This is a genomic window from Paenibacillus sp. Y412MC10, assembly GCF_000024685.1.
Classification (GTDB): Bacteria; Bacillota; Bacilli; order Paenibacillales; family Paenibacillaceae; genus Paenibacillus_AQ; species Paenibacillus_AQ lautus_A.
Genome location: NC_013406.1, coordinates 2,779,851 through 2,795,476, shown reverse-complemented (window position 1 = coordinate 2,795,476; position 15,626 = coordinate 2,779,851). Strand labels below are relative to the sequence as shown.

At 50.1% G+C, this 15,626-nt stretch carries 11 protein-coding genes; all 11 read right to left on the bottom strand.

Translation table 11 applies throughout. From position 1 onward, the window contains the following. Positions 1-64: 64 nt before the first annotated feature. Positions 65-1,411 (bottom strand): ABC transporter substrate-binding protein, encoded by a 1,347-nt coding sequence (locus tag GYMC10_RS12220; RefSeq protein ID WP_015734734.1) that lies wholly within the window; start codon positions 1,409-1,411, stop codon positions 65-67. Between the two features lie 393 nt (positions 1,412-1,804). Beyond that, positions 1,805-3,406, bottom strand: a complete 1,602-nt coding sequence (locus tag GYMC10_RS12215; RefSeq protein WP_015734733.1) for a response regulator — start codon at positions 3,404-3,406, stop codon at positions 1,805-1,807. Beyond that, complete coding sequence (locus tag GYMC10_RS12210) at positions 3,403-5,238, bottom strand: sensor histidine kinase (protein ID WP_015734732.1); 1,836 nt, start codon at positions 5,236-5,238, stop codon at positions 3,403-3,405. The genes GYMC10_RS12215 and GYMC10_RS12210 overlap by 4 nt, the downstream gene beginning before the upstream one ends. A 74-nt stretch (positions 5,239-5,312) precedes the next feature. Beyond that, entirely contained in the window at positions 5,313-6,848 is a 1,536-nt protein-coding gene (locus GYMC10_RS12205) for an extracellular solute-binding protein (RefSeq protein WP_015734731.1), read from the bottom strand. Positions 6,849-6,912: 64 nt separating this feature from the next. Then, positions 6,913-7,782, bottom strand: coding sequence for a carbohydrate ABC transporter permease (locus GYMC10_RS12200; RefSeq protein WP_015734730.1), 870 nt, complete (start codon positions 7,780-7,782; stop codon positions 6,913-6,915). Positions 7,783-7,784: 2 nt separating this feature from the next. Continuing rightward, positions 7,785-8,753: an ABC transporter permease gene (locus GYMC10_RS12195; RefSeq protein WP_015734729.1), complete on the bottom strand. Its 969-nt coding sequence runs from the start codon at positions 8,751-8,753 to the stop codon at positions 7,785-7,787. Positions 8,754-8,811: 58 nt separating this feature from the next. Then, the gene (locus GYMC10_RS12190; RefSeq protein WP_015734728.1) at positions 8,812-10,164 is read right to left on the bottom strand and encodes an FAD-dependent oxidoreductase; all 1,353 of its coding nucleotides are present in this window, start codon (positions 10,162-10,164) and stop codon (positions 8,812-8,814) included. A gap of 229 nt (positions 10,165-10,393) precedes the next feature. Beyond that, entirely contained in the window at positions 10,394-12,919 is a 2,526-nt protein-coding gene (locus tag GYMC10_RS31555) for a cellulase family glycosylhydrolase (RefSeq protein ID WP_015734727.1), read from the bottom strand. Between the two features lie 270 nt (positions 12,920-13,189). Then, positions 13,190-14,077, bottom strand: a complete 888-nt coding sequence (locus tag GYMC10_RS12180) for an aldo/keto reductase (protein WP_015734726.1) — start codon at positions 14,075-14,077, stop codon at positions 13,190-13,192. Between the two features lie 124 nt (positions 14,078-14,201). Then, positions 14,202-14,975: an SDR family NAD(P)-dependent oxidoreductase gene (locus GYMC10_RS12175; RefSeq protein WP_015734725.1), complete on the bottom strand. Its 774-nt coding sequence runs from the start codon at positions 14,973-14,975 to the stop codon at positions 14,202-14,204. Positions 14,976-15,056: 81 nt separating this feature from the next. Beyond that, positions 15,057-15,560 (bottom strand): GNAT family N-acetyltransferase, encoded by a 504-nt coding sequence (locus GYMC10_RS12170; protein WP_015734724.1) that lies wholly within the window; start codon positions 15,558-15,560, stop codon positions 15,057-15,059. Positions 15,561-15,626: the final 66 nt, after the last annotated feature.

Genomic DNA, 15,626 nt, shown 5'->3' with positions numbered 1-15,626 from the left:
GCCGCCCGAATGAAAGCAGAGGGGCGGCGTACGTCACTTTTATTTCTACCGTTTCTGATAACAACTATTTTTTGTTGGCATCCTCGGTTTTCTTCGCTTCTTCGATCGCTTGAGTAGGAGTTTTCTTGCCTTCCACTACAGGCTGAACGCTGGCGCGAAGGTTACCGAACGTTTCTTGCGAAACTTTACTGTCAACCGGTGCGCTGATGGAGGCTGCTTTTGCTGCCATAGCGAAACCGTCGAGTGCTACTTGCGGCAATCCGGTCACTTCAACGTCAGCAGCCGGTGTGCCGCCGTTAGCCGAAGCTATTTTTTGAATGGACGCCGGGGAAGTCAGGTGTTTCAGCAATGCGATGGCTGCTTCTTTTTTGGCTGCATCGTCATAAGTGGCTTTAGAGAGGTAGAAGCCGGAACCGAAGCCGCCTACGATATCATTGCCGCTGCCAACGCCGCCAGGAACCGTCGGGAATGGCACAACCGTGGAATTGTCGCGAGTATCGTCGCTCCAGCCGCCGATGGCCCAGGATCCTTCGATGGTCATGGCTGCCAGGCCTTCGCTGTAATAGTTGCCGGACATACTCAGGTCGATCGTTGCGGCATCTTTAGGGAATGCGCCAAGATCATACAATTCTTTCATAGCGGCATAAGCTTTTTCCCAGTTTGGATCGATGCCATCGAGCAGGCCTTTATTTTGTCCTTCAGGACCAGCCGCAGACAAAATGGTATGCTCGATCAGGTAGTGCGATTGGTCAAACGGTACGGACAAAGGAATAATGCCTTTTGCGGACAATGCCTTAACGGCTGTGGTCAGCTTCGCCCAATCGGTTGGGAGCTCCAGACCGTTTTCTTCGAAGATTTTTTTGTTAACGAACAAGCCTTCGTAGAAACCGGTCAATGGTGCAGCGTAAATGTTGCCGTCTTTCTGCTTCGCAAGCTCAAGCGCATCCGGAATGAATCCGTTCTTCCAGTCAGCGTCAGCGTCGAGAATTTCGTTCAGCGGCACGACTTTGCCGGCATTGACGAACCCTTCTGCGTCAGCCCCGATGAAGTAGAACAACAGGTCTGGCTCGTTGCCGCTGTTCATATCGGTGTTGACTTTCGTTCTGAAACCGTCATCATTTGCTGACATGGTGTCGTTATCAATCTTTACGTTTGGATGCTCTTTCGTGAATTCATCCAACGCGGCCTGGAAGGCTTCGCGAGCTGCGTCAGTTCCTCCAAAGGTCGAGAACACGCGAAGCGAAACCGGAGCGGCTTCATCCTTTTTCTCTTCCGCCGGCGGAGTTGTTTCCGTCTTCGGCGCATCTCCTTCAGCGGCAGGAGTGTTGGTGCCACCGCTGTTTCCGCAGGCTGCGAGGAACATGGAGAGCAGCAGCATGACACTCATGAGTAACATGGAAGTCCTTTTCATTTCTAATCCCCCTAAGTATGTTTTCAGAACCTGATGCAAACACTTGCTGTCTACCAGAATTTTATTCCAAGCCCTATTGCTTTCAAAGGGGGACATTCATCTTTAGCAGGGGGAAATATTTCCATATTGACTTTTTTCCGCTTCATACCTCCCTTTTTAGAGTAGGAATGTGCTAGGTAACGAAGAGGTTATGCTAAAACTAAGAGATGTTAAGTAAGGATGGGTGATGAATTTTTCTATTATGAATTTTTCATGTAATGAAATATTATGAACTTATGACTTCCTTATTGACTTCTTTCATAGCACAGCAAAAAAAGACCAACCCCTTCTTAACGGTTGGCCCTACACGTGAATCCCCTCATTCAACTATTCTTGGGTGAGTGAATCTGATCTCTAACTCTGCTTAATCTCACTCGGCAGAACCCCCCAATACTTCTGAAATACCTTTGAAAAAAAACCGCTATTGATGTACCCTACTTGTCTCGCAGCATGTCCAACCTGTCCCCCCTCCTGGATGAATTGCTTGGCCAGCGTCATCTTGCGTTTAAGCACATATTGGGAGAACGACTCACCAACTTCATGCTTGAATAGTCGGCTTAAATAGGACTTGTTTACATATAACCGATCCGCGAACAAATTCAGGCTTAAGTCCTGACCGATTTCCTCATCGACAAGGACGAGCAGACGCTGAATCAATTTATGTCCGCTTTGCTGAGGGCGCTTTTGCGAATGGGTCGTAATCTTACGTACGATCCGGTGCAGGGTTTGCTGAATTTGTTCCCTTGAATGAAGGTTCAGCACACTGTAAAAATAAACGGCATCCTCCCCCACCATCTGGCGCAGGTTCCACTGTTGTTCGCGAATGACGCGAAGCAAACCATGCATGAGATAAAGCAGCTTCTCCTGTACCTCCTCTACCGCGGAAGCATGCCCGAACACCTTCTCCAACAATCGATCAAGCGCCGCTTCCGCTTTTTGAATATCTCCAAGCTCGATTCCTGTTTCAAGTGCTCTTTCATCAGAAGCAATCGTTAAATTCGCCGAATCATCTTCCCCCAGTTCATCCGCATAAGGTATTGCAAGGTCATGTCCATATACGACTCTTTTCCGAAGTGCATGCTGAGCCTGAGCATATAACATGGGAAGATGCCGCAGTCCGGTCGCGGTACTGCTGATTCCCGCACTTGCTGTCACTTTCAGACACTCTTTTAACATGGACAACACTTTGGTTGTGGTAAAGCTGACACGAAGCTGGAATTCACCTGGGACCTCCTCCGGCCTGCTATGAAAAATAATGACCGTAGAGCCCTTCGCATCCTGAAATAATTCGGAATCCATGCCTGATATCACGTCAAACGCAATGCTTCGCAGTGAAAATTGAAGCAAGGGCGTGTCCTCTGCCCGAAATCTCCCCCCGTCAATCAATGGATCCGGCTCCAAGACAACAACGGATAATCGTCGTTCCGCTTCAAACGGAATCAACAATTCCTTGCTTCGGCTTTCATATTCCCAATCGGCAAAGGCACCGGAAATGCAATTATTATAAAAAGTTTCCTGCAGTCTCGGCAGATGATTCTTCCATTTCGAGACCAACATCTCATAGTTATGCCGCTTCTCCAACTCGCTTTTCAGGATAGCTGACGCTTCCAGAACGGCCTGCAGGATCTCCTCATTGCTTGCAGGCTTAATCAGATATTTGAGTACGCCGGACTCCATGGCAGAACGCGCATATTCAAAATGTTCATAACCGCTGAGGATGATCATTTTCACCATTTCGTTGGACTCATGAATCCGCTTCGCCAATGTGAGTCCATCCATTTCCGGCATCCGAATGTCCAGCACAATGATATCCGGGCGGGTACGTTCCATCATTTGAAGCGCTTCACTCCCATTCTCCGCAAGAGCAACCACGTCGATGCCGTTCTCTTCCCAGGGGATGGTTCCCGCCATTCTTGCCCGGATACCGATCTCATCTTCCACGATCATTAAATTCATGCCCCGTCCCCCTCCATGTACCGGATACTTCCGCATTCAACCCGTGGTATATACAATCGAATACGCGTTCCTTCCAGTTCATCGCTATCAATCACTAGATCTGCCTTCTCCCCGTAGTGCAGTTTCAGCCTTGATTTCACGTTTCTCAAACCGTATAATTCCGCGTCCATCCGGTCCCTTCCCGCTGAGAGATCCAAATTCATCATGGAGATTCCATCCAGCTGCTGTTGAATATACTGCAGACGATCCGGAGCCATTCCAACACCATTATCCTTTACTTCCACAACGAACCATTCCCCGTCGTTCACTGCAGAAATTTCGAGTGCCCGGCCGCCGTGTTTGCGCTCAAGCCCATGCAAAATCGCATTCTCCACTAACGGCTGCAGCAGCAATTTAAGCAGCAGGATATCTTCCGTACCTTCTCCCATCCGATAAGTGACTTCAAAATCAAATCGTCTCTGCTGCACTTTAATATAATAGGTCAGATGGTTAAACGTCTCCGAGACCGTGTAGTGTTCCTTTCCCTTACCCAGGCTGTATCTCAAAAACTTGGACAAATTGATGACCATCTCTCCCACATCGTCGGCGTCGCTTAATACCGCTGCCGAATAGATCGAATCCAGCGTATTGTACAGAAAATGAGGATTGATCTGCGACTGCAGCAATTTAAACTCTGTCTTCGTCAGTAAAATCTGCTTCTCATACACATCTTCGATCAGGTGCCGCTGCGCACTGGCCAGATGATTGAACGTATCCATGACATACCCGAACTCATCCTCCCTTCGATGGATGATCTGGGTATCGAGCTGCCCCCTCCTCATTTCCTTCATCGCGGCTACCATCTTCTTCATCGGTTTGGATATGCCGCTGTAAACGATCCACGATATCCATAACGATATCAACACGCTTACGGCGATGATCAAGTACGTCCACCCTTGCAACGTATGCGATTCCTGCAAAATATCCTTCTCGGGCTGTACCATGACGAGTTTCCAGCCCGAGTCCTGTGAGGTTACCCGAACCATAAGCATTCGCTCAGGGTAGCCCGGGAGATGGCCTGCGATCAGATCCTTGCCTTCGTCCGGCCAGGAGGGAGGAGTCGCGGTGCTGCTTGCCGTCGTAGCTATTAATTTCCCGTCCTGGGTAAACAGAAAAGCCTCTGCCCGGCTGCTTGGAAGCAAACGCCTCAATTGGCTCACAAAATAATCCTTGCTTAGCGGCAGGATAACGATGTTTTTGTTCCGCTCAGGATTGAGCAAACTCATCCGCCTCATAACCACCATGACGTTCTCGTTATAGATCGGGTCTATCATATGGTTCGCATTGTACCGGTTCTCTTCCGGGAAGAATAACGTGATTTTCCCATCGGCTTCGATGGCCTGCTTGACCCATTCCAGCTGCTCCGGATTCTGTTCTTTTTGATATCCGGTGGTTGACAATAATATGCCGGAATCATAATGAAATAGGGACGCCTTCGGAGCCATCCGGTTAACAGAGGAGATAGCGGAGATTTGCTGATCAATCCACTGGAAATCCAAAATCGACTGCGGCGTGAGCACTTTACCGGCGTATTCGAATCTGCGGTTAATATCATAATTGTTCGCAAGGACCGTGGTCAGCTCATACACCCCCTGCATCGTAAGGTCCACATAATGGACGACGGATTGCATGGCGCTTTGCGTACGAACGCCAATCTGATTTTTTAGAATCGTGCGCGAGCGATGATTCGAAAAGGTGGATATCACAACGAGGGGGATAAGGATCAGAATAAAATAACCGGTAAGCCGTAGCTGAATCGATTGTCTGAAACGGTTTTTCCATGTTCTGATCATTCAGCATCATCCTTGTCTACATAAATCAAAGTGAAGGCGCCTCTAGAGGAAGCCCCTTCACTTTGTTATTCAGCTTATTTGTTCATCTTTGCATAATTCTCGTTCACCTCAGCGGTGATGGATTCACCACCCTGGCTCTGCCACTGCAGCACGTATTGATCGAATGCTTCGACCGGCACAGTGCCCATGATGATCTTCGTAAACGTCTCCTGCATCAGCTTGGTCAATTGCACCCCGTTCTTGCCCATGCTTGGCGTCGGGGGTCCGTTGTATTCGTTCTGGATCAGGTTGCTGCTGATCCGCGTCACGTTATCCTTAAGCTTGAATTCAGGACCGAGCGCATCAAGCCGCTGATAGTCAAGCTCCTGATCCCATGGGGCGGCATAGTCCAAAATGTTGTTGCGGTAAACGTGCTTGTTGTGTTCCTCAAAGTCCATGACCAGCTTGCCGTTTTCCCTCTTCGATATGTTGTGCTCAGGCAAGCCGAGTTTGATCGGCTCATGGCCTTCACCATTGGCAAAATTGAACATTTTGATGACTTCATTCGCCTTCTTGCTCTTTGCAGGCACGATGCTGTAGCCCATCACCATACTGGAGGCAAGGACGCCGGACTTCCCGTCCTGGCCCACCGGATAGTCAAGGGGAATCCATTCCGCCTTTGGATCGTTTGTCTTATTCGTCAAGATCGGCCCCCGCGTATCAAACCAGGTTGCCGAGAACAGGCCGGCTTTGCCGCTGGCTACTTTCTCTTCGATGTTGTTGTTCTTGTTCAGCGCCCATTCCGGATCAATCAGCTGTTCTTTATAGAGGTCCGCCAGGAACTGGAGAGCTTCCTTCGTTTCTGGCAGAGTGGTAGCATTCACCAGCTTGCCGTCTCTCATCACCCATTGATTGACCGCAGACGCACCATTGAACGGTACGCCAAAAGAGCCAAAGAAAGGCGCCGATCGGATGAGATTTTCCCCCATCAACAAGCCGACCGTGTCATCCTTGCCGTTACCGTCGGGATCATTTTGAGCAAATTGACGCATCACATTCACATATTCATCCAGCGTCTTCGGCGGCTGCAGCCCCAGATTGTCAAGCCAATCTTTACGCACATACATCAAATCGTTACCGAGAATATAATTGACCGCTGGCACCGCGTAGATATTACCGTCCACCGTAACGGAGTCCCATGCTTCCTGTGGAACCGACTTCTTCAGATCGGGACCTGATGCCTCGATAGCATCATTCAGCGGCTGCAGCGCCTTTTGGTTTACCATGTTAATGAACCAGGAAGCATCCTGCGTAAATACCATGTCTATATCGTCGCCGGATGACATCATCACATTCAGCTTGTCCTGATAGCCGTCGGAGGGCGGGTATACCACATGCACGTCGATATTGACGCTATCATTGACGTATTTTTGATAGGGGTTGTTGTTCTCGTTCATACCGTCCAAAAATTTTCGACCAAAGTTAGGCTGCACAATATTGATGGTCTGCCTTTTGCCGACCTCTCCTGAATCGGGACTGCCGGAAGCCTCCTTCCCGCCTCCGCATCCACTGAGCAAACCGGCCGCTATAGCGGAGATCACCAATCCTGACAACATGTTTCGCAATTTCATACTTTCAGCCCCTTTATATAAAAATATTACGAAATGTAAACGGATACAAGAACAATATGTCCTATTACCCCTTGACCGAGCCGATCATAATTCCCTTCACAAAATATTTCTGAAGGAACGGATATACGAGCAATATTGGCAATGTGCTCGCTATCAATGCTGCGGCTTTCAGCGACTCCACCGCCAGGAGCTGCCGTTCCAGGCTATCCGTCGTATTAATGTTCGATTGCCCCGACATCACAAGCTCCCGCAAATAGATTTGCAGCGGCTTTAAGGAAGAGTCGGTAACGTACATGACCGCATCGAAGAAGGAATTCCATTGTCCGACCGCATTAAACAAGGCGATCGTGGCAATCACCGGCATGGAGAGCGGTACTACGATGCGAAATAAAATCCCGAGATTGGACGAACCGTCGATTCTTGCGGATTCCTCCAGTTCATTCGGGATGGACTGAAAGAAATTTTTCATGATGACCACATGAAATGCGTTAACGGCACCCGGAATGACGTAGGCCCAGAAGGTGTTCATCAGATGCAGCTCCTTGATTACCAGGTATGTCGGGATCATCCCGCCGCTGAACAGCATGGTAAAGACAATAAGGAACATGATAGGACCGCGGCCTTTAATGTAATATCTTGATAGAGGGTACGCAAGCAGCATGGTCATGACTACGCTGATGAGGGTTCCCACAACCGTCCGCTGCACGCTGACGAGAAAAGATTGAACGAACCCCGGATCATTGAACACCTTCACGTAAGCTTCCGTCGTCCATTCTACCGGCAGGAAGGAGACTTCGCCGGATACAATCGCCCGGTAGCTGCTGAACGACTGGGCCAGAATGTGAATGAAGGGCGCCAAAGCCAGAAGCCCAAAACAGGCAAGCGCAAAGTGATTGATGCCGCTGAACCATTTTTCTCCCTTTGACATTTTCATAATCAGTAGATCCCTTCTTGACCCGTTCTTTTAACGGCTTTGTTGACGATAACGACCAGCACCAGACTGATGGCGGATTTAAGCAATCCAACCGCAGTCGAATAACTGAACTCGGACTGACCGATACCAATCCGGTACACATAGGTCTCAATGACATCGGCAACATCATATACAAGCGAGTTATACAGAACGAATATTTGTTCAAACCCCACATCAAGGATGCTGCCAAGCCTAAGCAGGAACAGCACGATGATCGTCCCTTTAATGGATGGAAGGGTTACATGCCATAGCTGCTTCCACTTCCCTGCACCGTCCATGACGGCTGCCTCATACTGCTGCTGGTCAATGCCCGCGAGAGCCGCAAGATAGATGATGGCCCCCCAACCGACCTCCTTCCAAATATCGCTGATGACCAGCACCGATCGAAACCAAGCCGGATCCGCTAAGAAAAACACGGGTTCAAATCCAAGCCATTTCATGATTTCATTGACTGCGCCCGTGGCGGGAGACAGGACGTTTACCAATATACCGCCTAAAATGATCCAAGACAGAAAGTGCGGCAAGTAAGCAAGCGTTTGGATCGTCCGCTTATAAAACATGCTACGGATCTCATTGAGCAGAAGTGCTAAGATGATGGGACCCGGGAAACCCCAGATCAGCTTATATAAACTGATAATGACCGTGTTCCAGAACACCTGATAGAATTGGGTATCATGAAACAGCCGTACAAAGTGGTCGAGTCCTACCCATTCGCTGGCATTAAATCCTGCAAATATGCTGTAATCCTTAAAGGCGATCACAATCCCCCACATCGGAAGGTACTTAAAAACGAGAAAATACACGATACCAGGAACCATGATCAAGTACAAATCCCAATATTGCCTGAGGTTTGCGAAACGTTTTTTGTTTAAGACCGTATCGGTGCTGGTGCCGGACGGTCTGGGCACGGTGACAGCCTTATGTTGTGCCACGGCATTCACCTCTCTTCTGTTGTCTTGTCGCTATGATAAAAAATGGACTCGCTTCCGCCTAAACTTCAGCAAGCTCGCCCAGCCAGGCCCCTTGCTCGATGAGAAGACGCTGCAATTGTTTGATATCGACCTCCCGGGATGTACTGCCCGTCATTGCACAGATGGCCGCGGCTGTTCCCGCTGCCTGCCCCATTGCAAAGCAGTTGGGCATCACCCGAAGCGAGCCCTGTACGACTCGGTCAGCGGAGGCGGCCCGTCCCGCAACCCACACATTTGCCAAACCTTGCGGAAGAAGGGAGCGGTATGGAACCCCATGCGACCGACCGGGGGGAAGATGGTGTATTTCCATGTTTTCTTTGCTGGTAGCCATATGGATATCAATAAAATAAGCATTTCTTGCAATGTCGTCTTCAAAGCTTCGCATGGATATAAAGTCATCCTGAACCAGCATGTAGTCACCGACGATGCGGCGGGTTTCACGTATACCGATTTGTTCGCCTGTGCTGACCAAATGGGCGTCTTCAAATCCGGGTACATACTTCCGCAGAAATTCGACCTGAATGTTGACCAGCTTTCTGCCTTCTACCGCAGCCTTCGTGAGATCTTCCGCCTTCGTTCCGTCTACGCCGAACACATGCCCGAAGTTGACCCCAACCAAGTAATCCGACACCCAGGCAAAGCCGGAGACTTCCTTCCGGCCGGGAGGAAGATCGCCGTTGCTCTGCGCCAGCTGAACCGCTTGCGGGATTTGTCCGGTGTCACCGCTATCCCTCATATATTGCCTGAAGCGCTCCCGGTTCACGTTGGTTAACAGGTAGCACATCGTCCCCGGCTGCAGCTCGCCGGCATCCCCGCCTTTCTGAAACGGAGCGCCGGCCAGCGCCGCAATATCGGCGTCACCTGTGGCATCAATGACGTACTTGGCCTCGACGATCGATCTTCCGGACTTATTCAGAAGCACCAGACCGTTCACGCCATGCCCCCCCGGATTCATGACCAGCTGTCCAACAAATGTATGGAACAGAACCTTGGCTCCGCTCTCAAGCAGCGCTTCATCGTACACCCGCTTCAATACCTCAACGTCAATCGGAACCCAATCCAGCTGTTCTTTATATTCCGTGATATAAGAAGGTTTGCAATTCGCTTTCATTCGCTCCATCAGCTCGAGCCCGATACCGCGAATGACAGGCTTCTCATGGTCGGTAAAAGGACAAAAGGCAGGTACCAGTGCCGTCGTGCCCATACCTCCTAGAAATCCCCTTTGCTCAATCAGCAAAGTATTTGCTCCATTATTGGCGGCAGCGATGGCAGCGGCAATGCCGGTCGGCCCTCCTCCGACGACGACGACATCAACCTGGTTCATGATAGGCAGTTCTTCCGGCGGCAGCGTCCATGTTCTTTTCGTTGTCATGTTTAGACCCTCCAGTGGTAAACTCGAAATGGCCCGATCCATTCGGGTATACCTACATTTTAGATCCCAATGGCGGTCATGATTAGCACACGCTGATGACATTCACTGTTCGGATCATGACCTTTTCATTGGCTTTAAATAAAAAAAGAGCTAATTCACAGGCAGGAACCTGCGAAAACAGCTCTTTAACGAACACTCTCATCCAAATTCGATGATACTTAGTTTCCTTTTATGTGAGAATGCGCCCGGGTTTATCTTTACACGGTTTATCCTTGTCAGGTTTATCCTTGGGTTTGCTCCCGAGGTTTGTTTGACCGTAATTCGGCTTGCCTCGATCAGGCTTCTCGCCGCCTGGGCAGCTGTTACCCGGACGATCGACTCCCGGCGTACCGGAAACCGTGACGCCAAGAGACTTATTCCCCGCCTCATCAACCGTTCGGATTCGATACGCGTATTCCGTCCCATTCACGAGCCCGTTTATTGTAACGGTTTGTACGGCTTTGCCTACATGAACCGCTTCAGCTTCGGCTGCACCTTCTTCCAAAACGACGACTTGGGCGAAATCGTCATCCTCCGGATCCGTCCAGTATAAGGTCAGCTGGCCGTCCCCTTCCACTACCGCCGCGCCATTCACTTCCTTCGGTGCCGTGTCGTCGTTGTAGCCTGTCTCCATGTCCATAACCCTGGCGATTTTATCATTCGGATTCACCGGTATCCCTTGCCATGAAGGCTTCGTAATATTTAAGCGCAAGGCTGTCGTTTGAACTGTTTCGAAGTGCATATCATTATACTCGCCATAAAAGCCGTCCTTGTCATTATCGACAACGGATGCCACCGGCACCCATACGGTTCCGTCCCAGTAATCTACGCTAAAATCACGGATATGCCATTGTTCACCGCTCGCGGCTCCACTCCAAATTTTTAAGTAGTTGAGTTTTTGCGGAACCGTCCATTCCATTTCAATAAAATGGCTCTCTTCCTGCCCTTGAGACAACCAGCGGGTGGATAGATTTCCATCAACGGCATATTCCTTAACGTTAGATCCGTTGGTTGAATCCACAGTCAAAGCTGCGAGCTGGGCTATGTTGCGGACGGTTATCGGTCCGAATATTTCAGACGGCTCCGAGGCACCGCCCGTGTTTTTGGCCGTAATTCGGTAATAGTACGGTATGCCGCTGCTTGCGGACGCATCCTTGAACGGTTGATCCGCTTCCGCGAGATCCGCCCCAACCACCGACCAAGGTCCGTTTGGCGCTTCAGCCCGTTCGATATCATACGATTCAGCCCACTTTACCGGGTACCAGGTCATAGAAGCAACTGAGGTAAAAGGTATCCACATCGGCTGATCCGGTACCGGTGGAACGGAAGAGGCGGTAATGGGGCCAACGACATTCGAAGGCTCCGAGATTCCGGCTCCGTTCATCCCTTTTACCCGATAATAATAATTCATTCCTTCCGCAGCCGTCGTATCTTGGAAAGGACGAAACGGAATATCACTATCCAGTACCTGAGTGCCTATGATGGTCCATGGCCCATCCAGGTGTTCTGCTCTTCCGAATTGATAGGATTCCGCTCCCGCAGATCCTCTCCAGGCGATGCCAAGCACCGATTCGATCGGCAGTAGCTGAGGTGCGTCAGGTACTGGCATCGGCGGGACCGGCAGTCCGCGGATTTCATGGGCTTTTTCGCGAATCATGGACATAATTGCCTTTTCGTCATAGGTTTCACCCGATGGAAAGCCCGGCCAACGGAAATCTCCTTCTTTGTTGTAAAAGCCGCCGTCCTTGTTGTGAGACTTCAACGTCCATAACAAGGCTCCGGATGTACCGTTAGCGATCGCCTCATCAGCCGTTCGGGTGAGATTTGTCCTGTTCGAGTGTCCAAACTCCCCGATAACAAACGCTTTTTTACCCAAACTCAAGTTTCGGTCCGCAGCAGCACGCAGCGCATAATCCGCTCCTCCGCTCTCATAATAATGATTGGATACGATATCCACATTGGGATCCTCAAGGGAAGCCTGACTGATACCGTACCGTCCATCCATTACAATGTGATTAGAGTCCATGCTTTTTATATAAGCACTCATCTCCTGTGTCCAAGCGTCCGTCGGGTATAACTCATTTCCGGTTTCCCAAGCAAGGATGGCTTTGTCGTCTTTATATTTGATGCCGGTATAAGTATTCGTCCTGTTCAGCACATAGCTAACCAGGTGTTTATAATCTTCCTTCAATTCGGGATCGGTGTAGAACTCCCCGGCGGTCTTCCCTCGAAAACCTGCAAACTGTTTAATCCCACCGACATGCTCCCATGTATCGATAAAAGGAATAATGACGCGGATATGATACTCATTTGCCAGTCTCAGCACATGGTCCAGGTCCCGGAAATAATCCTCATTATACTGCCTTAAGCCAGTTACATGACTTGGCTGATCCCCATTGGCGGTTCCCCCTTTGATCGTGAACGTATAAAGCCTGACTACAGTGCCACCCATTTGCTGCAAGGATCTAAATACATCCTCCTGTTCCCATGGATCAGGGCGATGCCATACGGGAGCTGGCATATACGTGAGATTTGAGCCGTTCATGGATATGAATCGGAACTCCTTCTCGCCATCCATCAATCGATCCCCGCTGCGCGTGATAAAGTTCCATTCTCTTGACGGTACGCCATCCGCTGCGGCGGTTATACCTACACGATCCATTCCTCCCAACATAAACAAACATACAAGCATGACAGAAATCCAATGTCTTCGCATTCTTCTCCATTCCTCCTGCCCCTACTTAGATTTGAACAAAAAATGCCCCTCAATGTAAGCGGTATCATTTTTGTTGTTGATCTAAATTATAGGGACACTTGCGCAAAGTTGTTAGGTTACGTTCATGACTTGTACTGTTCCGCTGATGACTTTTTCGGAATCCCTTCCGTTAGAGCTGTATCTTACCTGTCCCATACATATCGACACCCGCTCCTGTCTGCAGAAAAAAGAGCCTGTCGAGAGAACTCGACAGGCTCTTTATTAAAACACTTATACCTTGCCCACCCAATCCGCACCGGCAACCTCTCGCCAGCGGTTGCGGATCGACTCGTAAACCTCCTCCGGCAATTTCCCTTTCTCGAGCAGTGCGGCATTTTGCCCCCAACGGTCGGGATTTGCCGTACCCACGATGGCCGTCGCTATGCCCGGCGTGCTCAGGGTGAACCGTAATGCCGTCTCAACGCCTTGCTGAACGTCAGAGAGGAAATCGTAATTCAGCTCGCCGAGCCGAACCCAGTAAGGATAGGCATAGTCCCGTTCGCTTAATGTTTCATGCTTCCAGGCTACGTTGGCTACGGGACGTTTGGCAATAACCCCTATTCCCTGCTTCATGGCAAGCGGAATCGTGAGGTCGATTGCCTCCTGGTCCGCAATGTTCAGCGAAGTTTCAAAGCTGTCGAATGCGCCGGTTTGAAGGGCGTACAGTGCATCCGTCGAATCGCCGCTGTAGCCGATATACCGCGTTTTCCCCTGCTCTTTTGCTTTTTTCAGCACCTCGATCACGGCGCCCTGCCGCAGAATTTCCTCAGAGCAGCTGTGAAGGTGTATGACATCAACGTGGTCCACCTGCAGCCGTTTCAAGCTCCGGTCAATGCTTTGCTCAAGCATCACCGGATCCCAATCCGGGTAGTCCAGTCCGGAAGCGTGCCCGCATTTCGTAAACAGGTAATAATCATCTCTGCGGCCCGACAACGCTTTGCCGATCAATTCCTCGCTATGGCCGTAACATTCCGCGGTATCAATCATGTTAAGGCCTGCGTCAATCGCGCTGTGCAGCAGCCGGTCCACCGTCTTCTGATCCGACTTTCCGATCTCGGCACCGCCGAATCCCAATACACTGACCTGCATATCCGTCCGCCCAAATGCTCTACGTTCCATCGTCCTTCACTCTCCTCCCTATGATTACCATTCTACATTACCCGTTATGGATAATCTTGAAAGCTTTGTTCCGATACAATTGCCAAAGGATTCAAGCACCTGCATCCATGAAAAGAATCCCCTATCAAAATCCATAAATGCTAAGCCCTCCGTCAACCAGCAGCGTCTGCCCGGTCATGTAATTGGCGGCTTCGGAAGCCAGGAAAACGACGGGCCCCACCACTTCTTCCAGGTTTCCTACGCGTTTTAGAGGCGTCCGGTCCAGGATAGCCTGCATGTAAGTGTCGTCATTCAGCAGCTTCTCGGTCAGCGGCGTCCGGAAATACCAAGGCCCGACGGCGTTGACCTGGATTCCATACTGCGCCCACTCCATCGCCAGCACCTTGGTCATATGGATTAGAGCAGCCTTGGTCGATCCATAGACAACGCCCGTGCGTAGGGCGGTATGGCCGCCTACGGAAGAAATGTTGATGATTCTTCCATTCCCCTGCTCCTTCATATAACGGGCAGCGGTTTGAGATGCGACAAACGCCGATTTCAAATTGGTCTGCACGATTAAGTCCCATTCGTCATCGGTCACTTCCAGCGCCGGTGTACGAATGTTCATGCCGGCATTGTTCACCAATATATCGATTTGCCCCGCCTGGTCCACAAATTCGCGGATCGCCGCCTCCATCTCTTCCCGAATCGTCAGATCGCCCGGCAGCACATAGGCTTGACCTTTCTTCAAGCCGGCAATCAGACCCGCGGTCTCCTCCAGATCGCTTCGGGTTCGGGACATCAAGCCGACATCGCAGCCTGCCTCTGCCAATCCTATGGCGATGGCGCGTCCGATCCCGCGTCCCGCCCCTGTAACAAAAGCTTTTTTTCCTTCCAGCTGAAAGCTCGGTAAATACATCCGAATCACTCCTAAGCATCGTTCTGTAACCAAATTTTGTAATCAAACAATGGACCGTTCCTTCAAATCCCTGGAACAATTCTAGGAATTGAAATATTGCGAAGGATTAAAACGAACCGGGTCCACGTATTCCTCATAACGCCCGCCCGTATAGGACTCGATGACTTTTCGCCAGAAAGCCTGGGCCGGTATATTGCTGCTGACCTGCGTCACCTTCCAGCGTCCCTGGAATTGATTGAACAGCCAGGTCGCCGCCCAAGTCCCCAATCCCGTACGTCTGTATTTTTGCATAACGAAAAATTCCGTCATGTAATAGTCGGCTTCCGCAGCGTTGTCCATACGCTCGATCAAGGCAAAACCGGCCGGCCGTTGATCAAACGTAATCAGAAACGGATATTTCCGTTCCCGCTTTTTCCAGAACTCATCGAGATCGGGATAGGGTAAAAACAATCCTTGATCGTTCACCGAGATATCCAGATATTTAGTAAAATCGTACAAGTACAGTTGCATCAAGTTTACGATAACGGCTTGCTTCCGTTTGGGAACCAGCTCAATTCCCATGCGTTCCGCTCGTTCTGAAATCATGCTGCCGCCTCCCTAGGCATTTCACTATCATATTAAATGCTTCCCATCTTCATCATAGTATCCGTC